Annotated in this window: 34 protein-coding genes; 15 read left to right on the top strand and 19 right to left on the bottom strand. The window is 64.1% G+C overall.

Annotated features, from left to right (window positions below):
• The first annotated feature begins 117 nt into the window (after window positions 1-117).
• On the top strand, window positions 118-651 hold the full coding sequence (locus tag EP007_RS09630) for a redoxin domain-containing protein (protein WP_128477452.1): 534 nt from the start codon (window positions 118-120) through the stop codon (window positions 649-651).
• Here the strand turns inward: EP007_RS09630 and EP007_RS09625 are convergent.
• Window positions 648-1460: a lipoate--protein ligase family protein gene (locus EP007_RS09625; RefSeq protein ID WP_128477451.1), complete on the bottom strand. Its 813-nt coding sequence runs from the start codon at window positions 1458-1460 to the stop codon at window positions 648-650. The two genes, EP007_RS09630 and EP007_RS09625, sit on opposite strands and share 4 nt — an antisense overlap.
• Window positions 1461-1581: 121 nt before the next feature.
• Between EP007_RS09625 and EP007_RS18195 the strand changes: the two genes are divergently transcribed.
• From EP007_RS18195 to EP007_RS09610, 4 genes are all read left to right on the top strand, one after another.
• Entirely contained in the window at window positions 1582-1707 is a 126-nt protein-coding gene (locus EP007_RS18195; protein WP_281062923.1) for a hypothetical protein, read from the top strand.
• Between the two features lie 150 nt (window positions 1708-1857).
• Window positions 1858-2562: a TIGR00266 family protein gene (locus EP007_RS09620; RefSeq protein ID WP_128477450.1), complete on the top strand. Its 705-nt coding sequence runs from the start codon at window positions 1858-1860 to the stop codon at window positions 2560-2562.
• A 111-nt stretch (window positions 2563-2673) separates the two neighbouring features.
• Window positions 2674-3156 carry a YbhB/YbcL family Raf kinase inhibitor-like protein gene (locus tag EP007_RS09615; protein WP_243700358.1) on the top strand — a complete coding sequence of 161 codons (483 nt, stop codon included), beginning with the start codon at window positions 2674-2676 and terminating at the stop codon, window positions 3154-3156.
• Window positions 3157-3379: 223 nt separating this feature from the next.
• Window positions 3380-4297 (top strand): serine/threonine-protein kinase RIO2, encoded by a 918-nt coding sequence (locus EP007_RS09610; RefSeq protein ID WP_128477449.1) that lies wholly within the window; start codon window positions 3380-3382, stop codon window positions 4295-4297.
• Window positions 4298-4313: 16 nt separating this feature from the next.
• Here EP007_RS09610 and EP007_RS09605 read toward each other — a convergent pair whose 3' ends face one another.
• A complete protein-coding gene (locus tag EP007_RS09605) occupies window positions 4314-4460 on the bottom strand; it encodes a DUF1328 family protein (RefSeq protein ID WP_128478552.1) in 147 nt (48 codons plus the stop codon).
• A gap of 752 nt (window positions 4461-5212) precedes the next feature.
• On the opposite strand from EP007_RS09605, the gene EP007_RS09600 reads away from it, so the two are divergent.
• The 4 genes from EP007_RS09600 to EP007_RS09585 all read left to right on the top strand — a co-directional run bounded on the left by EP007_RS09600 (window position 5213) and on the right by EP007_RS09585 (window position 8179).
• A complete protein-coding gene (locus EP007_RS09600) occupies window positions 5213-5581 on the top strand; it encodes a hypothetical protein (protein WP_128477448.1) in 369 nt (122 codons plus the stop codon).
• A 355-nt stretch (window positions 5582-5936) separates the two neighbouring features.
• A complete protein-coding gene (locus EP007_RS09595; protein WP_128477447.1) occupies window positions 5937-6527 on the top strand; it encodes a 50S ribosomal protein L15e in 591 nt (196 codons plus the stop codon).
• Window positions 6528-6643: 116 nt separating this feature from the next.
• Window positions 6644-7477, top strand: coding sequence for an SAMP-activating enzyme E1 (gene ubaA / locus EP007_RS09590; protein WP_128477446.1), 834 nt, complete (start codon window positions 6644-6646; stop codon window positions 7475-7477).
• Window positions 7478-7609: 132 nt separating this feature from the next.
• A complete protein-coding gene (locus tag EP007_RS09585) occupies window positions 7610-8179 on the top strand; it encodes a DoxX family protein (RefSeq protein ID WP_128477445.1) in 570 nt (189 codons plus the stop codon).
• A gap of 72 nt (window positions 8180-8251) precedes the next feature.
• Here EP007_RS09585 and gfo6 read toward each other — a convergent pair whose 3' ends face one another.
• Window positions 8252-9325, bottom strand: coding sequence for a D-xylose 1-dehydrogenase Gfo6 (gene gfo6, locus EP007_RS09580; RefSeq protein ID WP_128477444.1), 1074 nt, complete (start codon window positions 9323-9325; stop codon window positions 8252-8254).
• A gap of 159 nt (window positions 9326-9484) precedes the next feature.
• Between gfo6 and EP007_RS09575 the strand changes: the two genes are divergently transcribed.
• Window positions 9485-10252 (top strand): NAD(P)/FAD-dependent oxidoreductase, encoded by a 768-nt coding sequence (locus EP007_RS09575; RefSeq protein WP_128477443.1) that lies wholly within the window; start codon window positions 9485-9487, stop codon window positions 10250-10252.
• 263 nt (window positions 10253-10515) lie between these two features.
• A complete protein-coding gene (locus EP007_RS09570) occupies window positions 10516-10794 on the top strand; it encodes a hypothetical protein (RefSeq protein ID WP_128477442.1) in 279 nt (92 codons plus the stop codon).
• Window position 10795: 1 nt separating this feature from the next.
• Here the strand turns inward: EP007_RS09570 and EP007_RS09565 are convergent, their stop codons facing one another.
• From EP007_RS09565 to EP007_RS09555, 3 genes are all read right to left on the bottom strand, one after another.
• A complete protein-coding gene (locus EP007_RS09565; RefSeq protein WP_128477441.1) occupies window positions 10796-11713 on the bottom strand; it encodes a hypothetical protein in 918 nt (305 codons plus the stop codon).
• Window positions 11714-11755: 42 nt separating this feature from the next.
• Window positions 11756-12391, bottom strand: a complete 636-nt coding sequence (locus EP007_RS09560; RefSeq protein WP_128477440.1) for a DsbA family oxidoreductase — start codon at window positions 12389-12391, stop codon at window positions 11756-11758.
• A 96-nt stretch (window positions 12392-12487) separates the two neighbouring features.
• Entirely contained in the window at window positions 12488-12835 is a 348-nt protein-coding gene (locus tag EP007_RS09555; RefSeq protein WP_128477439.1) for a thioredoxin family protein, read from the bottom strand.
• A 475-nt stretch (window positions 12836-13310) separates the two neighbouring features.
• Here EP007_RS09555 and mutS point away from each other — a divergent pair, with 475 nt between their 5' ends.
• A complete protein-coding gene (gene mutS / locus EP007_RS09550) occupies window positions 13311-16037 on the top strand; it encodes a DNA mismatch repair protein MutS (RefSeq protein WP_128477438.1) in 2727 nt (908 codons plus the stop codon).
• Window positions 16038-16122: 85 nt separating this feature from the next.
• On the opposite strand, the gene EP007_RS09545 is transcribed toward mutS, so the two are convergent.
• The 4 genes from EP007_RS09545 to EP007_RS09530 all read right to left on the bottom strand — a co-directional run bounded on the left by EP007_RS09545 (window position 16123) and on the right by EP007_RS09530 (window position 19124).
• Window positions 16123-17013 (bottom strand): hypothetical protein, encoded by an 891-nt coding sequence (locus EP007_RS09545; protein ID WP_128477437.1) that lies wholly within the window; start codon window positions 17011-17013, stop codon window positions 16123-16125.
• 152 nt (window positions 17014-17165) lie between these two features.
• Entirely contained in the window at window positions 17166-17675 is a 510-nt protein-coding gene (locus EP007_RS09540) for a DUF192 domain-containing protein (protein WP_128477436.1), read from the bottom strand.
• Window positions 17676-17717: 42 nt separating this feature from the next.
• Window positions 17718-18506, bottom strand: coding sequence for an endonuclease NucS (gene nucS / locus EP007_RS09535; protein WP_128477435.1), 789 nt, complete (start codon window positions 18504-18506; stop codon window positions 17718-17720).
• Window positions 18507-18560: 54 nt separating this feature from the next.
• Window positions 18561-19124: a DUF6735 family protein gene (locus tag EP007_RS09530; protein WP_128477434.1), complete on the bottom strand. Its 564-nt coding sequence runs from the start codon at window positions 19122-19124 to the stop codon at window positions 18561-18563.
• A 119-nt stretch (window positions 19125-19243) separates the two neighbouring features.
• On the opposite strand from EP007_RS09530, the gene EP007_RS17450 reads away from it, so the two are divergent.
• Window positions 19244-19417 (top strand): hypothetical protein, encoded by a 174-nt coding sequence (locus EP007_RS17450; protein ID WP_166035520.1) that lies wholly within the window; start codon window positions 19244-19246, stop codon window positions 19415-19417.
• A gap of 107 nt (window positions 19418-19524) precedes the next feature.
• Here EP007_RS17450 and EP007_RS09525 read toward each other — a convergent pair whose 3' ends face one another.
• From EP007_RS09525 to EP007_RS09510, 4 genes are all read right to left on the bottom strand, one after another.
• Window positions 19525-19896, bottom strand: coding sequence for a winged helix-turn-helix transcriptional regulator (locus EP007_RS09525; protein WP_128477433.1), 372 nt, complete (start codon window positions 19894-19896; stop codon window positions 19525-19527).
• Window positions 19897-20030: 134 nt separating this feature from the next.
• On the bottom strand, window positions 20031-20396 hold the full coding sequence (locus EP007_RS09520; protein WP_128477432.1) for a DUF5518 domain-containing protein: 366 nt from the start codon (window positions 20394-20396) through the stop codon (window positions 20031-20033).
• A gap of 53 nt (window positions 20397-20449) precedes the next feature.
• Complete coding sequence (locus EP007_RS09515; protein WP_128477431.1) at window positions 20450-20860, bottom strand: hypothetical protein; 411 nt, start codon at window positions 20858-20860, stop codon at window positions 20450-20452.
• Between the two features lie 57 nt (window positions 20861-20917).
• Complete coding sequence (locus EP007_RS09510) at window positions 20918-21937, bottom strand: AIR synthase family protein (protein ID WP_128477430.1); 1020 nt, start codon at window positions 21935-21937, stop codon at window positions 20918-20920.
• A gap of 109 nt (window positions 21938-22046) precedes the next feature.
• On the opposite strand from EP007_RS09510, the gene EP007_RS09505 reads away from it, so the two are divergent.
• Window positions 22047-22364, top strand: a complete 318-nt coding sequence (locus EP007_RS09505; protein WP_128477429.1) for an ASCH domain-containing protein — start codon at window positions 22047-22049, stop codon at window positions 22362-22364.
• Between the two features lie 280 nt (window positions 22365-22644).
• On the opposite strand, the gene hisE is transcribed toward EP007_RS09505, so the two are convergent.
• From hisE to EP007_RS09485, 4 genes are all read right to left on the bottom strand, one after another.
• The gene (gene hisE, locus EP007_RS09500) at window positions 22645-22989 is read right to left on the bottom strand and encodes a phosphoribosyl-ATP diphosphatase (RefSeq protein ID WP_128477428.1); all 345 of its coding nucleotides are present in this window, start codon (window positions 22987-22989) and stop codon (window positions 22645-22647) included.
• Window positions 22986-23435, bottom strand: coding sequence for a bifunctional nuclease family protein (locus EP007_RS09495; RefSeq protein WP_128477427.1), 450 nt, complete (start codon window positions 23433-23435; stop codon window positions 22986-22988). The genes hisE and EP007_RS09495 overlap by 4 nt, the downstream gene beginning before the upstream one ends.
• Before the next feature lie 36 nt (window positions 23436-23471).
• On the bottom strand, window positions 23472-24095 hold the full coding sequence (gene pdxT, locus EP007_RS09490) for a pyridoxal 5'-phosphate synthase glutaminase subunit PdxT (RefSeq protein ID WP_128477426.1): 624 nt from the start codon (window positions 24093-24095) through the stop codon (window positions 23472-23474).
• Window positions 24096-24277: 182 nt separating this feature from the next.
• Window positions 24278-24442, bottom strand: coding sequence for a preprotein translocase subunit Sec61beta (locus EP007_RS09485; protein WP_128477425.1), 165 nt, complete (start codon window positions 24440-24442; stop codon window positions 24278-24280).
• 133 nt (window positions 24443-24575) lie between these two features.
• On the opposite strand from EP007_RS09485, the gene EP007_RS09480 reads away from it, so the two are divergent.
• A complete protein-coding gene (locus EP007_RS09480) occupies window positions 24576-24842 on the top strand; it encodes a thioredoxin family protein (RefSeq protein WP_128477424.1) in 267 nt (88 codons plus the stop codon).
• 109 nt (window positions 24843-24951) lie between these two features.
• Here the strand turns inward: EP007_RS09480 and EP007_RS09475 are convergent, their stop codons facing one another.
• Window positions 24952-26433, bottom strand: coding sequence for a carboxypeptidase M32 (locus EP007_RS09475; RefSeq protein WP_128477423.1), 1482 nt, complete (start codon window positions 26431-26433; stop codon window positions 24952-24954).
• Window positions 26434-26542: the final 109 nt, after the last annotated feature.

The following is a 26542-nucleotide window of genomic DNA, read 5'->3' as shown; positions in this document are numbered from 1 at the left end:
TCGCGCCGCGAGAACGTTCGCCGCCGCCGCCCCGCGAAAACGTTGGCACTCGGTCGGTGGCGGCGTCCGGCTCGCCGACGAAGTGAAACTTAAGTCGCGGGCGCGACAGACACTGCTATGAGCGATTCTACCGGCTTGGCCGTCGGCGAGTCAGTCGAAGACGTGTCCGAGACGCTGGTCTACCCCGACGGAGAGACCACCGAGACAGCACTCTCGGAGTTGCTTACCGAGGCCCCCGTCCTCCTGACGTTCTACACGAACGACTTCAGTCCGGACTGCATCGAGGAGTGGTGTTCGTTCCGCGACTACGACTGGTTCACCAGCAACGACGCTGTGCAGGTCATCGGCGTCAGCAAGTCACGCCCGATCACCCACCGAAAGTTCATCGACCACCTCGGACTCCAGTTTCCCCTCTACGCCGACACCGACCTCGAACTCTCGTCGGCGTTCGACGTGGCGTACCGCGCGTTCAAGATCGCGCCCCGGTCACGTCGGTCGTGTTTTCTGCTGGACTCGGAGGGCGTCGTCCGGTACAAGTGGATCGCCGAGCATCCGCTCGACCCGTCGCGCGACCAGCCCCCGATTTCGGAGATTCACGAGGTCATCGAAAACGAGTTCGACGACGACGGACCGGAGACGTTCGGGTTTTAGTTTTCCGTCGGGTCCTCGCGGTCTCGAACCCACGCCTCGCTCTCGAATTTTGCTTCGGCGCGCTCCTCAGCGCGCCCCAGTTCCTCGTCGGTCCAACTCCCCTCGTCGGCGTCGGCCCACTCGCGGAGGGCCGCTTCGACCGCTTCGACGGCCTCGTTCCGAGTCGCGTCCGCTTCCCGATTTATCGTCGTCACGCGCTCGCGGAACTGCGCGGGCGAGGTGTCGGGGTCGGCGAACGTCGAGAGGTGGCGCTCGGCGTCGAGGTCGAACTTCAGCGACCCGTGCTGGATGACAGCGTCCTTCCGGCGGTACTGGGCGTTACCGGATATCTTTCGGCCGTTTGCCACGATATCGTGTGCAGGGTGGAGTTCCCGCAGGTAGCAGGCCGGTTGGTGGATTTCCGGGAGTTTCTCGTCGGTGAACTGAGCGTCAACGCCGAGTCGTTCGAAGGCGTCGAAGACGGGTTCACAGAGCAGTTCGTAGGTCTCCATCAGGTCGCCCGGCAGTTCGTCGGCGGGCGCGACGATGGAGTAGGAGATGTCGCCGAATCGGTCGTGGTAGATGCCGCCGCCGCCGGTAGGTCGGCGAGTGACGGTGATACCCTCGCGCTCGCAGTAGTCCCACGCCACGGTGTCGGGGTCCTGTCGGTAGCCCAGCGAGAGCGTGCTGGGGTCCCACTGGTAGACCCGGACGGTCCGGAGACCCTCTTGGGCCGCAGTTCGCGCGGCGATCTCGTCCAAGGCCATGTTCAGCGGGCCGCGTCGGGACTCCTCTCGAACCAGTCGCCACTCCCGGTCAGACAGCGCCATGCAGTAGCGTTATCGGGAAGGGACCAAGTGGATTGCGAACCCGCGGTGAGTCGGAACAGGAGGTCGTCAACGACGAGGACGAGCGGAACAGTTAAGTGTTTTAGGGCGGCCTAAACTTTGTATGGATCTGTCCCGACTCGGTACCAAGCGAGCGAAGCGGACCAAGACGTGGGCGGCGGTCTGTGCCGGGCTGTTCGCCACGAGCGAACCCGACGAGTCAGGAAGCGACGACGCTCGGAATCAATAGCCAGAGACCCGAGGGCGGTACGGACAACAACCGAAACAGACCCGACGACTGGTGCGAACCGGACGCCGACACGGACTCACACAGGTCTCCGGTCCCAAGAACTATATCTTCGGTCTGATAATTACCGGGCGAAACACGGTCTAAACAACCATGCAATTCGAAATCACCCACAGACCCTCCTACGCACACCTCGTCGCCGAACTCGGACCCAGCGAGACGATTCGCGCGGAACCGGGAGCGATGGTCAGCCATTCGCCGTCGATTTCCATCGAGACGACGACCAGTCGGGACGGCCTGCTGGACTCCGCGAAGTCGATGCTCGGCGGCGAATCGCTGATGGCGAACGAGTTCACCGCCGAGGGCGAGACCGGAACGGTGACGCTCTCGCCGACGACGCCCGGCGACATCTACCACCACGAACTCAACGGCGACACGCTCTACGCCGTGGACGGCGCGTACCTTGCGTCCGGAACCGAAGTAGACATCGACTCGGAGTTCGGCGGGTTGAAGTCGGTGCTAGCTGGCGCGAGTCTCGTTCCGCTCGCGTTGAACGGCACCGGCGACGTTTTCGTCGAAGCGTTCGGCGGCATCGAGACGGTAGAACTCGACCACGGCGAGTCATACATCGTGGACAACGAGAACGTCGTCGCGTGGGAGGGGTCGGTAGACTTCGACGCCCGACGCGTCGGCGGTCTGAAGAGCACCCTTCTCAGCGGCGAGGGCCTCGTGATGGAGTTCACCGGTCCCGGCACCGTCTGGTACCAGACCCGCGGCTTGGAGACGTTCACCGACGCCATCGCCGGGTCGCTCCCCGGTAGCGGCGACGACGCTGGCGGCATCGACGTGGACATCTGATTTCGCGTTCTCTTTTCGGTCCGGTTCGGTCACCGATGAAGGAGAGATTTCTACCTTCAGCGCGACGCCGCGGGCCGTCAGTGCTATGACGACGGGCGACGAGACGAGACAGTGATTCCCGTGTCGAACCTCTCGTTTCGCACCTCGGCGTTCACTCACGGCGAATCGATTCCCGAAAAATACACCTGCGAGGGCGAGGACCGCTCGCCCCAGTTAACCATCGACGACGCGCCCGACGACGCGGGGGCGCTCGCGGTGGTCGTGGACGACCCCGACGCGCCCGCCGGGACGTTCACCCACTGGTTGCTCTGGAACCTGCCGCCCGACACCGTAGAAATCGAGGAGGGCGTCGCGCCCCGAGAGGAACTGCCGGACCTCGGCGGTGCGCGCCAAGGCGAGAACGACTTCGGCGAGGTTGGGTATCGCGGTCCCTGTCCGCCGGAGGGCGACGACCCCCACGAGTACCGGTTCATGCTGTACGTGTTAGACGAGAAGTTGGACGCCGAACCCGGCGCGCTTCGACCGACAGTAGAGGACGAAATCGGCGCGAAGGCCCGCGATTCCGCCGATTTCACTGGGACGTTCGGGCGGTGAGGGAGCGAGGGAGTGGACGGCGAGAAGCGTCGGAGCTATCTCGCTCGGAAGGATTTTGTATCGCAATATGTGATTTACAACACCACGCAACGGCGACGTTTAAAAGTCGTTCGTCGCGTGGTCGGCGCGCGGGCGCTTCAGTCGCCGGTTTGGACCGCTCCCGGACCGTCCTCGTTTCCGTGACGCGCGGGGCTTTTACCGACCGACCGTTTAGGAAGCGGTAATGGTTCAGAACGTCGCGGGCATGCTGGCAGAGTTGGAACCCGAGGACTTCCACCTGCTGTCGGGCATCGAGCAGGGGATGCGCTTCTCGGAGTGGGTCGCCCGCGAGAAGATTCCCGAGTTCTCGCGGCTGACCGCCGAGGAGGTCGAGTACCGACTCGACCGCTGTCTCGACCGGGAACTGATACAGCGCCAGACGATTCAGTACGAGGGCTACAGTCTCAAGTTCGAGGGCTACGACGCGCTGGCGCTCCACACCTTCGCCGAGCGCGAGAGCGTCGAGGGGTTCGGGTCGCCCCTCGGCGTCGGCAAAGAGAGCGACGTGTACGAGGTCCAGTCGTACAAACCGCTCGCGCTGAAGTACCACCGCGAGGGGTACACCAACTTCCGGGAAGTGATGAAGGAGCGCGACTACACCTCCGACCGCGAACACGTCTCGTGGCTCTACACCGCGCGGAAGGCCGCCGAGCGCGAGTACGAGGCCCTCGAAGCGCTCTACCCCGACGTGAAGGTTCCCCGGCCGGTGGACCACAACCGCCACGCCATCGTGATGGAGAAAATCGACGGCGTGGAACTCTCCCGGACGCGACTCGAAGACGAGCAGGTGGTCCCGATTCTCGACCTCGTCCTCTCGGAGATGGCCGACGCCTACGCCGAGGGCTACGTCCACGCCGACATGAGCGAGTACAACGTCTTCGTCAACGAGGAGGGTATCACCATCTTCGACTGGCCCCAAGCGACCCCGACCGACCACGAGAACGCCGAGGAGTTCCTCGAACGCGACGTAAAAAACGTGGTCGGCTACTTCCGCCGGAAGTACCCCCAACTCGTGCCCGACGACGTGGACGCCGAAGCGCTCGCCGACGCCATCGCGGACGGCGAGTTCGAGTCGGTCCGCGAGTACGCGACCGAGGCGTAAGGCCTCGCGGGCGCGGTCAGATGACCAGCGAGACGACCGCCAGCACGAGGAAGGCGATGACGAGCCACTTGGCGATGTCCATCGACAGTCCCGCGACGCCGCCCGCCCCGAGCGCCCCCGCGATGACCGCGAGGACAAAGAAGGCGAGGGCGAGTTCGAGAATCGCCACGCTATCGTCCCCCGAGATACCGCGTCCGTTTCTCGACGGTTCTCACACGTCGGATAGTTCCGAACATGTCTCCATATCTCTAGCCCACGTGCTTAGTTATCAGGTAGCTAATCCTCGCTGGTTGGCCGAGGACACCGAGTCCCCCGTGAAACGGTCCGAAACGGCAAACGACAACTCGTGATTTATCCAGTCTCGGTGACAGCGTTCGTCGCCGTACCGATGCGAACGCCCGTACGCAAACGGACGCGGTGCGAGCGCAGGATGGTTCGACGCCGGACCCCAAATTAGACGTGTGTCGAGTGGGAGAACGGCTACTGATACAACGAATCACTCACCATCGTTCGCAACGACAGGATAAACGATTCCGAACGGCGGAAAAGCGTGGCGCGGGCGGTGGCGCGTGTCGAGTCCGACCGCGAGTTCACCGAACCTTCCGCATGGTCTAGCGGAGTGACCGAGATGTGGTGGTGAACGCACTGTCCGTCGAGGCGCTTCCGGGCGTTTATGCAGGAACCGCAGCCAATGAGTCGGCAGTTACTCGTGCGGTTAGACCGCCAAAATAAATCGCATTCCGAGACATTGAATATTGGTTCAACTACTGATTAAGACGACTGGTGTTCCGGAAATAGCCCATAGAACCAAGATAGCAGTAATACGTACGGAATCCCATATAATATAATAATTTTAACTAATCTAATCTGGTAAAAATATTTTTTAATTAAGAGATAAAATCGTAGCATGTAGCCATGGATAGAAGAAAACTACTGAAACAAAGTGGAGCAACTATTGCAACGATGTCGGGTGCGACAGCGGTGCTTGGCACAGCTAGCGCAGCATCGTGGGAACGAGTCGGTGAGTGGTCGAAAGATGACTATGGAGATGGACTCATAGGAGCACTGCTCGACGACGCTCAGGACCTCCGATACGGTTACGATATAAGCGGGGACGCCTACCTCAAAATCGACATGAGCGCAGACGACAACACGGACGATGAATTTCGAGTTGACGCGCCTGCTAGCGTTACCAGCTATCCGAGCGATTACGGAAGCGAGATGAGTATCAGCATCTACGATGACTACGATGGTGGTGTCGCTTGGATAGAAGTGAAGAAGTGAATAGGTGAACTCGGTTTTCGCGGGGTCGTCCGTTGTCCGCGAAAGAACACGAAGCACCCACAACGTCCGGAGAGACCACATCGACTGGCCAAAGCCTCGCCATCAAACCGCAATTCGGAACATGGCTCCAAGGCGAAGGCCTTAAACACTAACCCACGCAAAATACGCCTAACTCGCTGGGAGACGGGCACCAGCGGGCACCTGTGGGCCGCGGGCAGTGCGCGAGGCGTTCGCCGCGATTTCGGGCGGCGAACGCCGAGCGGTTCCGCACGCCGTCGGCCGCAGGACGGAATGTGGCCCGCGAGATGCGTCGCATCTCGCGGGCTGAACCACGCAACGCCCGTGGTGATAAACCATGGCAAAGAGCTTCTACTCACACATCAAAGACGCATGGAAGGACCCGGACGACGGCGACCTCGCCGAACTCCAGTGGCAGCGAAAACAGGACTGGCGCGACCAAGGCGCCATCGAGCGCATCGAGCGACCGACCCGCCTCGACAAGGCCCGCGAACTGGGCTACAAGGCCAAGCAGGGCGTCGTCGTCGCTCGCGTCAGCGTTCGCAAAGGCTCGGCCCGCAAGGAGCGGTTCAAGGCCGGTCGCCGAACGAAGCGACAGGGTGTCAACCGAATCTACCGACGCAAGAACCTCCAGCGCATCGGTGAGGAGCGTTCCAGTCGGAAGTTCAAGAACCTGCGCGTGCTCAACTCCTACTGGGTCGGCGAAGACGGCAGTCAGAAGTGGTTCGAAGTGATTCTGCTGGACCCCGAGCATCCCGCCATCGAGAACGACGACGACCTCAACTGGATCTGCGACGACTCCCACAAGGGTCGGGCCTTCCGCGGCCTGACCAGTGCGGGCCAGAGCAACCGCGGACTCCAGCAGCGTGGCAAGGGCACGGAACACACTCGCCCGAGCAACAACAGCGGTCAGGGTCGCGCGAAGTAACACTCGTAGACTGCACGCTTCGCACCCGCCGAACTCGCTTTTTATCGGTCGCCAATTGAACAGCCGACGGCCTGACCAGCGGCGGGTTTTTAGGCCGAGACGGCCAACGGTCGGCCATGAGCCTCTCGCTCGACCCGGAGCAACTCGACCGCTACTCGCGCCACATCATCATGGACGAGGTGGGACCCGACGGCCAGCAGGCCCTGCTCGACGCCGCCGTGCTAGTAATCGGGGCGGGCGGTCTCGGCGCACCGGCCATCCAGTACCTCGCGGCCGCGGGCGTTGGCACCCTCGGCGTCGCCGACGACGACGAGGTGGAGTTGAGCAACCTCCAGCGCCAGATTATCCACGGCAACGACGACGTTGGGCGACCGAAAGTCGAGTCGGCCGCGGACTTCGTGGCCGACCAGAACCCCGACGTGGACGTACAGACTCACGAGGTGCGAGTCGAACCCGAGAGCGTCGAAGAACTCATCGCGGAGTACGATTTCGTGGTGGACGCGACGGACAACTTCCGGACGCGCTACCTCGTCAACGACGCCTGCACGCTCTCGGGGACGCCCTTCTCCCACGGTGCCATCTACAAGTTCGAGGGGCAGGTCACGACGTTCACCACGGAGGGACCGTGCTACCGGTGTCTGTTCCCCGAAGCGCCGCCCGAGGGGATGGTCGCCGACTGCGCGAGTACCGGCGTGTTGGGCGTGCTTCCCGGAACGCTGGGGTGCATTCAGGCCACGGAGACCATCAAGTACCTCCTCTGCGAGAGCGGAGGTCTAGACACGGGCGAACTGCTCGACGGTCGGATGGTGTTCTACGACGCGATGGACATGACCTTCGAGGAGGTCGAGTTCCGCCAGAACCCCGAGTGTCCGGTCTGTGGCGACGACCCCATCGAAACGCTCTCGCAGGTCGAGTACGCCGACGAGTCGTGTCCGGTAAGCGCGGACTGACGCCGCCGGGGCGAGTGTACACGTCAACAAGTCTAACGTATTCGCTGTCGAACTCTTATTCTCGGAACGTGAGAACCGCGGTCCATTTATATACCCTCCCCGGTCGTCCGTTCAACTGTAAGGTGACTCACGATGGCCACTAACGACATCAAAACCCGAGTGAACGAGTTCGAGAGCACGATTGGCGGCATCACGGTCCACGGGAAGGCCCACAGCCTGAGCGCGTGGTTCGTCCTCGCACTGCGGCTAATGATGGGTTATGCCTTCCTCTACTCCGGGTGGGACAAGGTCACGGCGGCCGAACCGTTCAGCGCGACGGGCTACCTGATGAACGCGGTCCCGGCCGAGAGTCCGATGGTGGGCGTGTTCCACTGGATGGGAAGCACGCCGTGGTTCGCCGACTTCCTCAGCATCGCCGTGCCGTGGGGCGAGGTGCTCATCGGTCTCGGCCTGCTCGTGGGCGCGCTGACCCGCCTCGCGGCGTTCTTCGGCGCGTTCATGATGCTGATGTTCTACTTCGGCAACTGGGACGTTGCCCACGGCATCATCAACGGCGACTTCGCGTACATGCTGGTGTTCCTCGCCGTCGCGGCGTTCGGCGCGGGCCGCATCCTCGGCTTGGACGCCATCATCGAGCAGTACGAAATCGGCGGCGAGGTGCTGGTCGAGAAGTACCCGAAACTGGGGTACATTCTCGGCTGAACGCCGTTCTTTCGCGCGTGTGAACCGAACGCTACTTTTTGCAGTTCTCTCGACGCGTGCGACGAGTGCGCTCTACAACTCCACGCTTGACCCGTTTGCCGCGCTCTCGTAGATAGCGTGAAGCGCCTCGATGTCCACGAGACCGTGGCGGCCGTCGGCGTGGAGGTCGCCGCCGGTCCGGACCTGATGGGCGAAGTAGTCGAACTCTTCGAGCATCTGGTCGGCCTGCTCGTACTCCACGTTCGCGCGATTGCCGTCGATTTCGAGCGCGAAGTGGCGGTCCTGTCGGTCGAAGAAGGCGGGTTCGATGCTGATTTCGCCCTCAGTGCCGACGATTTTGAGGTGACTCGAACGGACGGCGTGCTGGCTGGCCGAACAAGCCGCGAGCGTGCCGTCGTCGAACCGAATCTGGAAGGTGGCGGCCTCGTCGGGCACGTCCGCGAACGCCTCGCCCTCCGAGCGCGCGAGCGCCGACACCTCGACGGGGTCGGCGTCGAGGACGAAGCGCGCGGTGTTCAGCGGGTAGATGCCGAGGTCCATCACCGACGCGCCGGGACCCGAGAGGTCGGGGTCGAGTCGCCACTGGTCGGGGTTCGAAAATATCTCCAGCAGGTCTTGGGACATGCTCCCGTGGACGAGCGTCGGGTCGCCGATGGCACCCTCGGCGACCAGTTCGCGCGCCCGCCGGACGACGGGTTCGGTCTGCATCCGGTAGGCGACCATCAGGGGCACCTCGCCCTCGCAGGTCTCGACCATCCGGCGGGCGCGCTCGGGGGTCGCCTCCATCGGTTTCTCGCAGAGGACGGCCTTGCCGAACTCGGCGGCCGACTCGACGAACGCGAGGTGCTTGGCGTTCGGCGTGGCGACGTAGACGGCGTCGTACTCGTCGGTCGCCGCGCCGTCGTGGAACTCGTCGTAGGTCAGCGCGACCTCGGCGTTCCCGGACGCCTCGGCAACGTCTTCGGCCTTGTCGCGGTCGCCGCTGACGACGACGGTGGTCTCGCACCGGTCGCTCTCCTCGGTCGCGGGGATGGCCTCCTCGCGGGTCCACCACCCGAGTCCAATCATCGCAAATCGGAGCGGTTCGATGTCAGTTTCCGTCTCCCAGTCGCGGCGGCCGAACTCCGAGAGGGCGGTTGCGTCCATAGCGGACGGTCGGGGTCCACTGTGACGTAGTTTTCGGCGGGGGAAAACTGGACGCGTCGCCGTCGTGACGCCACCAAAGAGAGACAGTTTCCACGCCGAGGAATCGACCGAGGAACGACGACGCTATTGGCCCGCCTTTCCGAGATAGCACCGAGACACATGGCGGACGACACCTACGACGTGGTCGTCGTCGGCGGCGGCGTCGCGGGCCGCTCGGCGGCCATCTACACCGCGCGGAACGACCTCGAAACACTGATTCTGGACGCTGGCGGCTCCATCCTCCGGCGAAACGCCAGACTGGAGAACTATCCGGGATTCCCGGCGGGCGTGGACGCCCGTCTCCTGCTCGACGCGATGGCCGACCACGCCGAGCGCGCCGGGTGCGAGTCCCGAGAGGCGGAAGTGACGCGAGTGAGCAGGGCCGACGACGGCGGCGACGACGAAGCGACGACCGGTCGTCGCTTCGTCGTCGAGACCGCCGACGGTGACAGCTATCGGTCCCGGTACGTCGTCGCCGCGACGAAGAACGCGACCGACTACCTCGAACCGCTCGGCGCGCTGGAACTGGTCGAGCGCGGCAAGACGTTCGTCTCGACCGACGAGCGGGGACGGAGCAGCGTCGAGGGGCTGTACGCCGCCGGGCGACTCGCGGGCAAGCCTCATCAGGCTATCGTCGCCGCGGGACACGGGGCCGAAGTCGCGGTGACGCTACTAGAAGACGACGACCGACCATTCTACCACGACTGGGTGGCTCCCGAGCGGTACTTCACCGGACGCGGCCGCGACGTGCCGCCGGGATGCGAGGAAATCGACGACGCCGAGCGCGAGCGCCGCGAGGCCGACTCGCTTGCCGTGATGGGTGATTACTTCGCCGACTCCCGCGACGACGACCCGGAGATGCACCCGAGCGTGGCCGACGAGGAGTAGCGTCCGAATCCCGACGAGACCGGGGCACAATCCCGCCTCCGTTCCGACGAGTCCGGCCACTTCGCCGGGATGCAACGACTACATAGCGCTACGAAACCGACGACGAACAATGCATACTCGCCCGATAGCGCGCAGTGGGGCGCTACTCGCCGCGCTCGGGACGGTCCCGGCCGCCTCGGCCCACGGTGTAGAAAGACGACTTCGTTCGTCTCCCCGCGTCTCCGCAACAATCATATACCGTGGAATAGAGAGTGCATTGTACGATGAGCCACGAGATTCAATCGCGTTACCGGGTGAAAGACATCGTCGAAGCCCAAGGTGACGTTTGGCTGGAGGACCTCGACCCCGAACGGTCCGGACTCCTCGTGGCGGTAGAGATGAACGGAGAGTATGACTCCGACACCGAGCGGAAAATCGAGCATCTCACCGAAGGAGACACCATCACGGCGACGCTGGAGAGCCAGAACGAGCGGCACACGGTGTGGCACTTCTCGCGCATTGGAGAGGACTCGAACGACCGGTCGGTGGGAGTTCGCGTCTAAGTCACGTCAAATCCTCGGACTGAGACGTAACGTAGTCGGTAAACAGGTACTCGATAAACTCCTCCTCGTACTTCTCTTTGAGTTCCCAGAAGGAGTAGGAGACGACTCCGGTCACCACCATCAGCGTCCAGACCGGACTCCAGATGTCGATAATAGCCGGAGTCCACGGTCGGAGACCGATAGCGGCCAGCGCATCGTAGAACAGCGAGGGCAAGAAATCAGAGAGCGAAACCCACAGATAGAGAATGGAGGCGTAGAAGCAGGCGATCCACATTCCGCGCTGGAAGTTGCGAATAGCCTGAAACCGAAGCGCACGCGATGTTCCGTGGTTCTCCAAGTCGCTCGACATGAGGTGGAGCAGATCGCCGTAGTTGTCGTAGTTCTTATCGAGCCGGTATTTTTTCTTACAGATCATCCAGACCTTGCTGGCGAGTCGGTTATCTGGCAAAGGTTCGTCTTTCTTAATCTTTACCAGCAACACGGCTTCGACTACCGAACGATAAAGCCGAGCGGGAAGCACCGCGAGTCGCCCCACGATGGAGCCGCGAAAGCGCTTCCGAATCGGGTCGCCGACGCGTTCGTTCCAGCAATAGTACGGAAGGTAGAGGGCCTTCCGTTTACGTCCGTAATCGTCCAGCGCGGTCGAAGGGGAGTAGCTGTACGACCGTGCCGAGAGGATAGTGTTTTTGAACGTTTCGCGCTTCCCCGCGGCCTCGGAGGCGTGCTGTTGGATGACGTGGCCGAGCGCGAACGCGATAATTGCGAGCAGAAATTGGGTTCCGAGCGGTGCGGACGCGATTTGGGTCGCGTTTTCCATCGGAAAGACGGAGACGACGGCCGCCAAAACGATGGTACCAGGGATGAGATTGCCGAAAATGTCGAATAGCGTGAACTGATTAAATATTCGACTGACAGCCATGTAACGAGGACTGTCTCGTACCTGTAAGTAGGCTTTGTATTTCTATTCGCCACCTTCGACCAGTCGCTCGAACTGCTCGGGCGGAATCGCACCGCGCGCCGCGTGGCCCGCGTAGACGAACGTCGGGATTCCCGACACGCCCGCCTGTTGGGCCTGCTCGAAGCGCTCGCGGAGTTCCGCTTCCAGCGTCTCGTCGGTCGTCGCGTCCCGGATTTCCCGGCCGTCGAGACCGACGCTCTCGGCGAGATCGGCCAGCACGTCGGTGTCGCCGATGTCCCGGCCGTCCTGCCAGAGCGCGTCGAAGACGGATTCGTGGAAATCGAGGAAGAGTTCCTTGCCCTCGGTCTGGCGGACGTAGAGGGCGGCCTGCTGGGCGTTCCACGAATCGACGTTCTTCGAGAGGTCGAGGTTCATCTCCACGTCGTAGCGCTCTTTGAGACGATTGATGTTCTCGCGGGCCTGCGCGAAATAGTCGTCGTCCTTGCCGTCGTCTACGTCGTGGTCGATGCTCCCGTCGGGGTTGCGCTTGTACCCTCGGAGGTCGTAGAAGCGCCACTCGACCTCCGGCGCGTCGTCAGTCTCCTCGCGGTACTCTTCCATCGCGGCTTTTCCGAGGTAACAGAACGGACAGACGTAGTCGGAGTAGACCGCCAACGCGTCGGTGGAGTGCTGGCTCATGGATACGGTTAGCGCCGAAGCCTGAAAAGCGGCCCATCGACGGCCGGGATTTCCGGTACTCGCGGGCGGCACCGAAGAGAGACCGGAACCGACGACTCACTCGGTTCGTCCGCGCGACTCCACGAACTCCACGACCGCTTCGGTCCCGCGGAACCCCTCGGCCATCCTGCCGACTAGCTCGCCGTCCTCGAACAGCAGGAGCGTCGGCACGCTCCGCACGTCGTAGGTATCGACCAGTTCGAGGTCGTCGCGGGGGTTGAGCATCCCTACCGCGGCGTCGGTGGCGCGCGCGACGTTGCCCACCACGGGTTCGATGGCCTGACAGAGCGAACAGCCCTTCGTGTAGAAATCGACCAGCGCGAGGTCGTTCTCGGCGACGAAGGCGTCCAGTTCGTCGGCGTCGGCGAGGTGGACGGGTTTGTCGGTGGTGAGAGCGTCAGTCACATCTCAGCGTAGTTGTCGGTGGCGGTTAGCCCTTCCGCCCGCGGCGCGTTTGCGGGGTTTCGGTGGGGACGGTTTCGGTGGGGTCGGCGTGGTTGAACAGTTGTCGAACTGTGTCGGAGTTAGCGACGGAGGATGAAGGCAAGTAGGAGCTGGTGATGGAGGATACAGACGGACAGAAGCTAGCTTCAGGCTTGAGCGATGGAGTCGCCCGCACAGCACCGCACCGCGACAGCCTCACACCTCCCCAACCGCCTGCAGTCCTCGGCCACAGGCCTGCGGTCCTCAGCCTTCGCGCGGTTGGCGCGTCGCCGTCGGCGACGCGCCAGCACGCGCCAAGTGGACGAGTCAGTAGTCGAGAGAGACCAACAAACGACGCCAGCGAGGCGGGGACAGCCAGCATCGAGTCGGTCGCGCGGGACCGTGCCGTCGCCCGGTTCCGAGGGGTATTTCGGGCCGTAGTCCCTGTACCCTACCCATGGACGCGGCGCTGGGGCCTCCCGAGAAGATGGCCGAAAACGAGGACGAGCTGACGCCGATGATGAGCCAGTATTTCGAACTCTGTCGGGAGTACGACGACTCGCTCGTGCTGTTTCAGGTGGGCGATTTCTACGAGACGTTCTGCGAGGCCGCCGAGCGGACCGCTCGACTGCTCGAAATCGCGCTGACCCAGCGCGAGGACTCGACCGGCACCTACCCGATGGCGGGTATCCCCATCGACAGCGCCGAGTCGTACATCGAGACCCTGCTCGACGCGGGCTACCGGGTCGCGGTCGCCGACCAAGTGCAGGACCCCGAGGAGACCACGAGCGTCGTGGACCGGGCGGTGACCCGCATCGTGACGCCGGGCACGCTAACCGAAGACGAACTGCTCGACACCGAGGACAACAACTTCGTGGCCTGTCTGACCGAGGACCCCGACCGCTACGGACTGGCCCTGCTGGACGTTTCGACCGGCGATTTCTACGCGACCAGCGCCGAGCGCGAGGAGACCATCGCCGACGAGGTGAGTCGCTTCGCGCCCGCGGAGGCCATCGTGGAACCCGCCGCGGAAGACGGCGCGGCGTTCTTCGACGCCGACTGCATGGTCACACCCTACGACTCGGCGGCCTTCGACTCGGAGACGGCCCGCGAGCGCGTCGAAGCCTACTTCGGGTCGCCCGACACCCTGCTCGTCGGCGATACCGAAGCGCGAAACGCGTCGAGCAGTACGACGGCCCACGACGCCGAGATTCGTGCCTGCGGTGCCCTGCTGGCGTACGCCGAGTACACCCGCGGCGGAAAACGTGCCAGCGGGCACGCAGGCGAGGACGGCCACCTCGACTATCTCAATCACCTCACGCGCTACGAACCCCGCGAGTACGTCCTGTTGGACCGAGTGGCGCTCTCCAGCCTCGAACTGTTCGAGCGCCGGACGGTCCACGGCGACGCCGACGTGACCCTGCTCGGGGTGCTGGACGAGACCGCCTGCGCGCTCGGGAGCCGGAAGCTCAAAGACTGGCTCCGGCGACCCCTGCTGGAACCCGACCGCATCGAGGCCCGACTCGACGCCGTGGAAGCGTGGACTCACGACGTGCAGACCCGCGAGGAGGCGAGAGACCTGCTCCGGGATGTGTACGACATCGAGCGCCTCGTCGCCCGCATCTCGCGGGGGCGGGCCAACGCCCGCGACCTGCGGTCGCTGAAGACCACCCTCGACGTGGTGCCCGACCTGAAGGCCGCGATGGCCGACTTCGACGCCGAGTTGCTGGTCGAACTCCGCGACGACCTCGACGAACTCGCGGACGTGCGAGAGCTGATAGGCCGCGCTATCCGGGAGGACCCGCCCCGCGAAATCACCGAGGGCGACGTGATTCAGCGGGGCTACGACGAGGAACTGGACGACCTCCGCGAGACCGAGCGCGAGGGGAAAGCGTGGATAGACGACCTCGAACAGCAAGAGCGCGAACGGACCGGTATCGGCTCGCTGAAGGTCGGGCACAACTCGGTCCACGGCTACTACATCGAGGTGACGAACCCGAACCTCGACGCGGTGCCAGACGACTACGAGCGCAGACAGACGCTCAAAAACTCCGAGCGGTTCTACACGCCGGAACTCAAGGAGCGCGAGGACGAGATTCTGCGCGCCGAGAGTCGGGCCGACGACCTCGAACACGAACTGTTCCGAGACGTGCGCTCGACGGTCGCCGCCGAGTCCGAGCGCGTGCAGGCGGTCGCGGACGCGCTCGCCCGACTCGACGTGCTGGCCGCGCTGGCGGAGGTAGCGGCCACGCGCGACTACGCCCGCCCGGAAATCGGCGGCGAGGGAATCCACATCGAGGGCGGCCGCCACCCGGTCGTCGAGCGCACCCAACAGTCGTTCGTGCCCAACGACGCGCACCTCGAACGGGCGGCTTCGCCGCCGAGCGGTGAGCGTGACACTGCGAACGCCGCCGACTCCTTCGCGGTCATCACCGGGCCGAACATGTCGGGGAAATCGACGTACATGCGGCAGGTCGCGCTCATCACCGTCCTCGCCCAGACCGGGAGTTTCGTCCCGGCCGCGAGCGCCCGCATCGCGCCGGTGGACCGAATCTTCACCCGCGTCGGCGCGAGCGACGACATCGCGGGCGGGCGCTCGACGTTCATGGTCGAGATGACCGAACTCGCCGCGATTCTCGAAAGCGCGACCGACGACTCGTTGGTCCTGTTAGACGAGGTTGGACGGGGCACCAGTACGACCGACGGACTGGCCATCGCCCGCGCTGTGACCGAACACGTCCACGACGAGGTGGGCGCGCTCACGCTCTTTGCGACGCACCACCACGAACTGACCGAGACCGCCGAGGAACTGCCGGGCGCGTTCAACCTCCACTTTGCCGCGGAGGGAACCGGCGAGGACGTGACGTTCGACCACGAGGTTCGCCGGGGCGCGGCCACCGCCTCCTACGGCGTGCAGGTCGCCCGCGAGGCAGGGGTTCCCGACGAGGTGGTCGGGCGAGCGCGCGAATTGCTGGCGGAGGCGGAGTCGGCCGACGTGGAACCGGCGGACGAGAGGAGCGCCGACGACTCGAAGGACGAACCTACCGCCGATTCCCCGCCGAAGGCCGTCGCCGACGGTCCCGAGGACGAACTCGCCGCGCGCCTCCGCGAGGTGGACGTGGCGACGATGACGCCGCTGGAGGCGATGAACGAACTGGCCGAGTTGACGCGCGAAGTGGAGTGAATCGATGGTGAATACACGTCCGAGCGAACGCGCCCCAACGTGCAACCACGAGCTTAGGTTCGAGTTCCGGCCCAATTACCGGTCGTCACGAAAAGTACGAGATGACGTCGTCTACCGCACCAGCCTCGCACTCGCTAATCTGTACCGAGTTGGACGACGGATCAGCGTTGGTGGTTCGACACGCCCCCTCTTTCCAGTCGTCGGCTCCGGGTGACGTGCCAATCGTCGTGACGGTCGCGTCGTAGTGCTCCGAAGGGACGACGTTTCCAACGTGGTGAGAGTACGTTGATTCGCCATCGTAGTTACCCGCCCAAATCGGGACAGGAGCACAGAGTTGGTGCCAGATTTCGTGACAGGCCGACCACGAGACGTGCCTCTGCTCGGAATAATCGAAGAGCGTCTTCGGATGCTTGCTCGCATAGGGGTAGGTCTCGGACGTGTCGTAGGCGTTGTTCCAGACGTTGTTGCTGTAGGTCACGCCGTCCATCGAACCGTCGTCGCCGATCCAAAGGTTCGCTCCACCTTCGTCCGTGTGGCCGAACTCATCGATGTACTGTTTGTTGAGGTCGGTCGGATCACCGGAATAGGAATCGAAGAACGCATCGACGTTGGTGTTGTACGCCTCGATCTTCCAGCCGTTGACCTTGTCGGTGGCTTCTTCGAGGTTCTGCATCATGAGTTTCACGCTGTCGAGAACGATGTCTAGGTCGGACGTTTCCCATTTGTTGGTCAGATACAGGCGAATGGGTCCGTTATTGGTGGATGGATGTCCGAAGCCCGGGATGTGAGAATCGTACTCAGTAGCGTAAGCATCCGACGGGTCGGTGTACGCCAAGGCCGACGACGAGAGCAACGATACCCCCGTAATCGCTGCCCCAGTTCCCGCAACCGTCTTGAGGTACGTACGCCGCAGGGAGTTGTTATCGCCTTCCGGCTGATTGTTTGGCTTGGAACACCTATTGGAATTATCTTCCATATTATTTCATTCCTCTGCAAAGTATTATATTTTACTCTCTGAATGTGAAATATAGGATGGGTCCTATGATCGTCGCCGCGAACGTGAATTCAGTGTGGTCGTTCCGTCTGCGACAGACAGAGGGAACGGACGCGTCGAACACGTCTTCGACACTACGTTCCGCGACTAGACCACGAAAGCCACCGAACACAGTCGCCCACCGACACCCCACGTTCTGCGGCCCACCCAGCGTTCGTCTCCACGACGTACCGGCCCGACTCCGACATGGTCTCGTACAGCAGGTGGTATGACAACGGAGAGTCGGCCGCATCCAGCGTCTTGATGCCCGTAACCTCGCCGTCCACGGACACGAACACCACGCCCAGCGGGAAGTCCATGTTCCGCATGGCGATGCCCTTCGACCCGTTCTCGTCGTACGCGAGGAGCAGGCCCTCGCCGGGAGCCAGCGACTCGGTTCGACTCAGGCCCACGTACCGCTCGGCGAACGAGTCCGCGACCGCGGCGTTGAGGTGAACCTTCTCGGTTCCGGCGCAGTCAGTGACCCGGAGGCTTCGGCGGTCGTCGGTCCCGGCGGGCACCGGGAGGAGACCGGCGTGAAACAGGACGTACCCGCCGACGAGGAGCGTGCCGACCCCGAACCAGAACGCGCGCCGATTATCCATACCGGGACCCCTCGGTAGCGCGGCTTATACGCGCCGCCCTCCTCATTCCGGCGGACCAACCGAGACGAACTCCAAGCCCTTCTCTGCTAACAGTCGCCGCCCTCGTTCGGTCACCGACGGCGAGACCAGAATTCCGCGAATCTCGGCGTTCGCGTGCAGGTTTCTCTCCAGCGCCTCGACGTAGCGGTCCAACTGGCCCACCGCGTCCGGGCCGACGCGCTTGCGCTTGAGTTCCACGACGACCGTCGCGCCGTCGCGGTCCTTGCCGTAGATGTCCACCGCTCCGGCGGCCGTTTCGCGCTCGGTTGCCAGCGGTTTGAACCCGGCCTCCACGAGGTCCGGGTCCTCCAGAATCCGCTGGCGGAGGTCCTCCTCGGTTCCCTGCACCGAGAGGTCTCCTCGGTCGGTCACGTCGAACGTCGAGACCTGCTCGACTCGCTCGAAGGCGACCGTTAGCTCTTCGTCCGGCGCGGTGCGGTGGCTCTCGACGCGGACCTCGCCGTCGGCGAGGCGGACCTCGTGGGCGCATCCCGGCGGTTGCCAGTTCACGGGCTGTTGGCCCTCGTCGGTGTGGACCAGCGCGGTCCCGTCAGGTTTGAGGACGACCAGTCGGTCGCCGGGACCGAGGTGGCTGGCGGCCCGGCCGTCGTACGCGACCGTACAGCGTCCGAAGACGGTTATCAACTCGGCGCGGTCGATGGCGGCCGCAATGCGCTCGCGGGCGGTCGCCGGGTCGGGCCGGTGGAGCGTGTCGGCGGTCGGCGCGTCGGCCGCCCGAGAGCCAGCGTCCGAGGCGTCGGTCTCGGCGGAGTCGCCGTCTTCGAGTGTCACTACCGCGGCGTAGGCGGCGAGCGCACTAAAACGGCGCGTGTCGAACGGACGGCACTACCGATGGCGTTCCGGGAGAATCACCTCCCGATTGTCGCCCCACGAGCGAACGCGCGCGGCGAGAAAGTCGCGGGCCATCTCGGGGTCGAGTACGCCGCGGTCCACCATCTCGCCGAGCGTGGCTTTCGTCCCACGGACCCATCCGCGAAGGTAGTTCGAGTTCTCGGGGACCGCCTCAACCAGCGCGCCGTGGCCAACCGTCTCGCTCCGCTCGACGGTCTCGCTGTCGGTTTCGAGACCGAACCAGACCGTGTGGAACGCGGTCGTTCGGTACGCCGCCGAGACGCGGTAGAACGCTTCGTGATGCAGAAAATCGAGGTGGTCGGCCGCGATGGCGGCCAGCGAGAGGTCCGTCGCTATCGGCTCGAGGTCCACGGCGAACTGGGTGTCCGTGGCGTAGGGCGCGTCGGCCGAAAGGTGGTCGAGGAGGGCGAACTCCGCGCCGCCCCAGTGCGAGCGGTGGAGGTCGTAGGTTGCGGTTTCGTCGTCCGAATCACGAGCGTCGGCAGTCGAGCGGTCGGCGTCGTCGCGTCGATACGCGAGGAGTGCGCGGTGTCCCATCGAGCGAGGTTCGTCACGTCTCCGGATTTAAAGGTACGGAGCGGTCGCTCCGTCGGGACACTTCTCGGCTTTTCGGAATCGCCCACAGATTTTTCCAGAAGAAATCGAACCACTCTAGTATGGAAGTCCCAGTGAACCGCCTCGGCGTCCTCGGTATTCTGGGGGTCATCGGCATTTGGACGAACGAACCCGCGCTCTACGCGCTCTTCGCACTCTTCGCACTCTTGGCCAGTGACCGGACGATAACGCTCCCGATTGGTGCAGGAGAGTCGCCACCGGATACCCGCTCCTGAGGTCGAGAGACGCTTTCTTCGCTCGCTGGCGCGCCAGCAGTGTGAGCAGAGTGAACTCCACACCGACCGCGATAAATGATATAGTGCGATAGGAAATCGCGTCGCGTCTACGAAATCGCGTCTTCTTTTTCGGCGGCGGCGGTGAGGTGTTCGGCACCCCAGTCACGCATCTCCTCGATGAGCGATTCGAGCGACGCGCCGCGCTCAGTCAGCGAATACTGCACACGAACCGGCTTCTCGCTCACGATTTCGCGGTTTAAAAGCCCTTTCTCTTCGAGGTCGTCGAGGCTATCCGAGAGAACCTTGCTGGAGATACCGTCCACGTCGTCTTTGAGTTCGTTGAAACCCATCGGGCCGCTGTGGAGGAGTCGATGGATGACCACGGGGTGCCACTTCTTACCGATTAGCGTCGCGGTCGAGGTAATCGGACACCAATCCTTTCCGGCACACCAGACCGAGAGTCTATCGTTGTCACTCATGAGCGCGAGTACGCTTCCCGCCGTGTAAAAGTTACCTCTCCTGAGTTAGTTACCGAGAGTAATTCCAATATCGGGCGATTTGTTCGCCTGTCGGCGAGCGAGGAGTGCGTGGCGGCTTTCAGTCTGGGTCCGACTCACTCCTTGGCTATCCACCCGCCGATTGCTCCGGCGAGCGCGCTCTCCAGTCCCATCACGAACGTGACGAAGAGAACGACGAGGAACGCCCCACCGCCGAGAAGCGACCCGAAGGGACCGAACTCGGCCACGCCGAGGACGCTGACCGCGACCCCGAGGAAGACGGCGACGAAAACGCCCCCGAGCGATCCCGCCAGCAGGCCGTGCCACGCGCCGCGACCGGTCCCGCCCGCCGCCATGTAGCCAGCGAGGAATCCGCCGACCAGTCCCGCGGTGAGTTGGCCGAGTCCCGGAATGGCGATTCCGACGACGCCGACCACCGTCATGACGACGAACCCGATGGCGACTGCGTACCAGTTGGTCATTCCGTATTCTGTACGCTCTACGAGCGGTTAAGCGTTCTCGGCAGGGAACACCACTACTCGGGGTCAGCGGTGGGCGACTCCTCGAAGGTCGAGAGGTCGAAGTGCCGACCGCCGCGGAACCAGTCGAGACCGATGTACGCCAGCGTTAGCCCGCCGACAACACCACCGAACGTGGCCAGGAGGGGTTCGGTCTCGCCGGTTCCGTCGGCCAGCGTCATCGCGGCGCGCGCGACCATCTGGAGACCCAGACAAACGTTTCCGAGACCGACGAGTTGGTACCAGTCGAAATCCCCGATTGAGGCGTCGAGACCACCGAGGACGTACAGTGTCGAGGCTCCAAGCCAGAGCGAGAACGTCGCCAGCGAGGTGGGGTCAGCCAGCGCGTCGGCCCGGAACGCCCCGAGAAACGCGACGCCGACAGCGCCGAACAGACCGCCGAAGAGCGCGAACCAAATTCGTCTCACGGCGGGGACTACGCCCTAATTATTAATAAACCAAGGGGTACCAACGGCCTCCGTCAGTCACTCCAAGCCGACTCGGTCGGCGTACTCCTCGAAGACTTCCCACGAGGGGTCTGCCTCCGGCTTTTCGGCGCGCTCGCCGTCCACGAAGACGCCCTCGCCCGCACTCACTTCGCCGATTTCGGCGGCCGGGATGTCTTCGTCGTCGAGGGCGTCCAGCACGCGCTCGACGCCGCCCGATTCGACGGTCAGCAGGAGCGTCCCCTCGCTGGTCGCGGCCCACGGGTCGATGCCGAAAAACTCGCAGGACTCCGCGACGCCCGGCAGGACGGGCACCGCGTCGGCGTCCACGTCGAGGCGGACGCCGCCCGCTCCCGCGAGTTCGACCAGCGCGCCCCGGAGACCGCCCTCGGTGGCGTCGTGCATCGCGGTGACCGGCCCGGCGGCCGCGGCGGTCAGCGCGTCCCGGACCGGACTCATGTCCCAGAATCGCTCCTTGGCGGTCTCGATAGTCGAGTCGGAGAGGTCCACCGCGTCCTCGAACAGCGTGACCAGAAAGCCAGCGACTTCGACCGCGGGACCCTTCGTCACGAGCAGTCGGTCGCCGGGAGTCGCGCCGTCGGGGCGGACCACCGCGTCGGGGTCGCCGACCGCCAGCGTCGTCGCGCCGCCGACCCACGGGTACTGACACCCGCCGTAGCGCGCGGTGTGGCCCGTGACGATGCTGACGCCCAGTTCGCTGGCTTCGCGGTCGAACGCCTCCCAGACCGCGCCGAACTGCTCGTCGGTCATCTCCGGCGGGAGCGTGAACGTGACCGAGAGGTGCGAGGGCGGGATTCCGGAGACCGCGGCGTCCGAGAGCGCGACGTGGACTGCGAACCATCCCGCCTTCTCGAACCCGAGCGCCGGAACGAGCGAGAGGGGGTCGCTGGCCATCACGACCGCGCGGTCGCCGACCTCCACGACGCCGAAATCAACGCCGTGTTGCGGTCCGAGCGTCACGTCGTCGCGGTCGGTCCCGAGGTTGGGGTAGATGTACCGGTCGAAGAACGAGCGGTCTACCTTGCCGAGGTCGGTCATTGGCGGCGGTTGTGGCGGCGCGGACTAATCGGTGGTGGTTCGGCCGTGGGGTCGCTTCCAGCGGAGCGACGACCGAACGACTTTCCCGGTTGAGTCCGAACGCACGAGCATGGCCGAAATCGACGCCGATACGCTGCTTCCGAACGAGCGAATGCGAAACGGAGCGAAAGACGGCGAAATCACCCAGATTCACCGCGGACGCCAGTACGCCGAGGAGGGCGACCGCTTCGAGGCGGACGGCGACGCCTTCGAGGTCGTCGCAATCCGCGAGCGAACGCTCGGCGACCTGACCGACGAGGACGCCCGGAAAGAGGGTATGCGGGACTTAGAGCAGTACCGCGAGATACTGAACCGGGCGCACGACGAGTTTGAGTGGGACGACGACAGCGAGGTCGTCCTGCACCGGTTCGAGAAAGTAGAGGGGTAGGTCTCCGGACGGTTCTCTTTACGGAGTTGTTTGTGGCATCGAAAGAAGAGGAAGAGAGCTAGCTTCAGGCGTGATCGATGGAGTCAACCGCACCGCCCCACACCGCACAGCACCTCGTCCTCCCCAACCGCCTGCGTTGCTCGCTACGCTGCGCTACTCGGCCCTCGCACGTATCGGCGCGGTCACAAGGACCGCGCCAGCGCGCGCCGACCGCCTGACGGAAATAGAGATTCGAGAGCCACCGACGGAAGAACGAGAAGAGCCAAAAATCGACCAGTTTTCACCGACGCTCGCGCAGTTCCGCGCGCAGGTCGGCGAGGTCCATCTCCTTCATCGACAGCAGGACGAGCAGGTGATAGACGATGTCGGCGCTCTCGTGGGCGATTTCCTCGTGGTCGTCGTCCTTCGCGGCCAGCAGGAGTTCGGTGGTCTCTTCGCCCAGTTTCTCCAGCACGGCGTTCTCGCCCTTCTCGTGGGTGAACAGCGACGCGGTGTAGGACTCGTCGGGCAGGGTCTCTTTGCGGTCCTCCACGACCGCGAATAGTTCGTCCAGAATCGCCGCGGTATCTTCGGGCGCGGCGGCGTCCTCGCGGTCGGCCACCTCACCGCTCTGGTCGCCGGTCATGGTCCCAACTCCGCGACCTCTTGGATGTCCTGTAGCTCGTCGAACTCCTCGCGGTCGCGCCGCCCGGACGCGAACACGTCGTCGGCCACCTCTATCGGCGCGTTGGTCCGGGCCGCGAGCGCCAGCGAGTCGCTGGGTCGGGCGTCCACTTCGGCCTCGCCCCGCGGCGTGTCGATGTGAAGGTCGGCGATATAGGTGCTGTCTTCCAGCGCCGAAACCACGACGCGGGTGACGCGCCCGCCGAGTTCCTCCACGAGGTCGAGCGTGAGGTCGTGAGTCAGCGGGCGGCCGATGTCCTCGGCCTCCATGCCGCGAGCGATGCTGACGGCTTCCTCGAAGCCAATGAATATCGGGAGCACCCCGTCGTCGTCGGGTGCGAGGACGACGACCGGCACCGGCCCCTCGTCGGTCATCGCAACTCGCACTGCGTCGATATCGACCTCCATGCCCGCATCGAGGAGGGCCAGCAAGAAAAGTCTGCCCTACTGGTCGGAAGCCGTAGCCTCGGGGAGGGTCACGCCGTCGTTCTCGAAGAACGCCAGTCCGTGAACCCGCGAGTCGGGCGTCAGTTCCGGATGGAACGAGGTGGCGACGACCGGGCCGTCCCGAATCGCCACCGGGCGGCCGTCCCACTCCGCCAGCACCTCGACGCTCTCGCCCACGTCCGCGATGACCGGCGCGCGGATAAAGACGGCCGGGAACGAGTCGTCGAGACCTGCGACTTCGAGGGGTGCCTCGAAACTGTCTTTCTGTCGCCCGAAGGCGTTGCGCTCGACGGTCGCGTCCACGAGGTCCAGCGATTGTACGCGGTCGTCGCCCGCGTCGGTCGAAGCCACGATGAGGCCCGCGCAGGTCGCCAGCACGGGCTTGCCAGCCTCGACGTGGGCGACGATTTCCTCGGCGATACCCTCGTCGTGAAGCAACCGCGAGATGGTGGTCGATTCCCCGCCGGGCAAGAGCAGCAGGTCGCAGTCGGGGACGACGCCGCTGTTCCGGATTTCGACGACCTCGGTCTCGCGTCCGTGGGCCTCGCCAGCGCGCCGGACGGCCTCGGCGTGTTCGCTCACGTCGCCCTGCACGGCGACGACGCCCGCTTTGAGAGTCATATCCGCGAGTAGGGAGTCGGTCGTCAAAAGTTGCGCGCCTCGGCGGTCGGGTCGTCCCGATTGAAGAGCGCGCCCGCCGCGCCGAAGATCTCGCCGACGGCACGCTCTCGGACTGGAAGAAACATCTCACGCCGAGCACGACAACGGGGGCGATAGAACTAGCCGCCGGAGAAACGGTGTCGCTACAGTCCGAGGATGTTCAGAACCTCGATGAAGACGCCGAAGAGAACGCCGAACGCGACGATGGTCTTGGGGTCGATGCGGATGGCGTTGCGGTCCTCGGCGTCGAAGTATCGGACGAGTCCGGCGCTGGACATCAGTCCGCCGGAGTTCTCACCACTGCTCATACACAGTGGTCCGGTCGCCCCTCGCCTAAACCTTTCGGAGCGCCGCCGAGTGTGGCGACAAATCGAACGCGGCAAAGCCGGGGTGGTGGGAAACCCTTATGCGGGCGGCGAAGATAATTCCGCCAGACCACCAATGACTGTCACGCTGAAGGACTTTTACGCGGACTGGTGTGGACCCTGCAAGACCCAAGACCCGATTCTCGAAGAGATGGAGGGTGACTGGGGCGAAGTCGAGTTCGAGAAGATCGACGTAGACGAGCATCAGGACGTTGCCAACGAGTATCAGGTCCGTTCCATCCCGACCATCGTGGTCGAGAACGACGACGGCGTCGTCGAGCGGTTCGTCGGCGTCACCCAGCGCGACGAACTCGAAGACGCGCTCGAACAGGCCGGAGCGTAATCGACGACGCCGCTCTTTCGGGAGCGTTCGCGGCGACCGAACGAATCGACCTTCTCGCCGGAAAACCAACGCGATTTTTCTCGAGACGGAGAACCCCGCCGAGACGACTCTACAGGCCGTATATCTCGCCGAACTTCTCCTCGGCGTAGTCGAGGAAGTAGTCGGCGGTCAGGTCCTCGCCGGTAGCCTCCCGAATCAGTTCGTCGGTCGTGTAGCGCTGGCCGTGGCGGTGGATATTCTCGGTCAGCCAGTCGCGGATGGGCTGGAAGTCGCCCGCCCGAATCAGGTCGCGCGGGTCGTCTAACTCGTCCTCGATGGTCGCCCAGAGCTGGGCCGCGAGGACGCTCCCGACCGTGTAGTTCTGGAAGCTGGCGAACCCGCCGGTCCAGTGGATGTCCTGTAGACAGCCCTCCGCGTCGGTGTCGGGTCGGACGCCCAGATATTCCTCCATCTTGTCGTCCCACGCGGTCGGAATCTCGCTCACCGCGAGGTCGCCGGAGACGAACTCGCGCTCTATCTCCGACCGGAGGATGATGTGCATGTGGTAGGTGAGTTCGTCGGCCTCGGTCCGAATCAGGTTGTCCGACTCGATGCGGTTGGCAGTCCGGTAAGCCTCTTCCGGCGTCACGTCCGAGACCTGCGGGAAGCGCTCTTTCACGGTCGGCAAGACGAGTTCCCAGAACTCCTTCGTGCGCCCGACGTGGTTCTCCCAGAAGCGCGACTGGGACTCGTGGACGCCACTGGAGCGCGCTTCTCCGAGGGGCGTGCCGTAGGCGTCGTCCCGAAGCCCGAGCGCGTAGGTCGCGTGGCCGAACTCGTGGACAGTCGAACTGACCGCGCCCAGCAAGTCCGTCTCGTCGAATCTGGTCGTGATGCGGGCGTCGAACTGCGTGCCCGACATGAACGGGTGGGCGGAGGTGTCGAGGCGGCCCCTGTCCCAGTCGTAGTCCAACAGGTCAAGCACGTCCCGCGAGAGGGCTTCCTGCGTCTCGGTGTCGAACTCACCCTCGAAGGCGTCGGGGACCGCCTCGCTGGCCCGGATGTCCTCGATGAGCGGGACGAGACCGTCTTTCAGTTCCTCGAAAATTCGCTCCACAGTGTCGAGTTCGAGATACGGTTCGCGGTCCTCGAACATCACCTCGTAGGGGTCTCGGTCGGGGGCGATGTGTTCGGCCTTCTCGACCCGAAGGTCGAGCAGGTCCGAGAGAATCGGCTCGAACGCCGAGAAGTCGTCGTTGGCTTTCGCCTCGCGCCAGTCGTCTTGGGCCTCCGACTGGAGGCGACTGTGCTGTTCGACCAACTCCTCGGGGACTTTCGCCTTCCGGTCGTACTCGCGGCGAATCTCGCGGACGACCGCCTCCTGTTCGTCGGACAGGTCCTCGCTCTCGGCGGCGTCGAGCAGTCGGCCGGTCTCGTCAGCGGTCAATTGCTCGTGAGCGACCGCCGAGAGCGCAGACAGTTGCTCGGCGCGGGCGGGCGTGCCGCCCTCGGGCATCATCACCTGCTGGTCCCAGTAGAGGACGCCGCCGCCGTCGTTCAGTGCGGTGATTCGCTTACATCGGTCGAGTAAGTCGTCGTAAGCTTCGGCCATGTGTTCTCCTCGCTTTCCCGACGTATCAAAATGAGGGTGGCGGCGAGGAGCGTGGGGTTCGCCAGCAGACGACGCACCGAACCGAACGCTCAGAATGGGGATTCGAAAG

Source organism: Halorussus pelagicus (assembly GCF_004087835.1).
GTDB lineage: Archaea > Halobacteriota > Halobacteria > Halobacteriales > Haladaptataceae > Halorussus > Halorussus pelagicus.
Note: the sequence above shows the minus strand (reverse complement) of the source record. Positions and strands in the feature narration are given on the sequence as shown.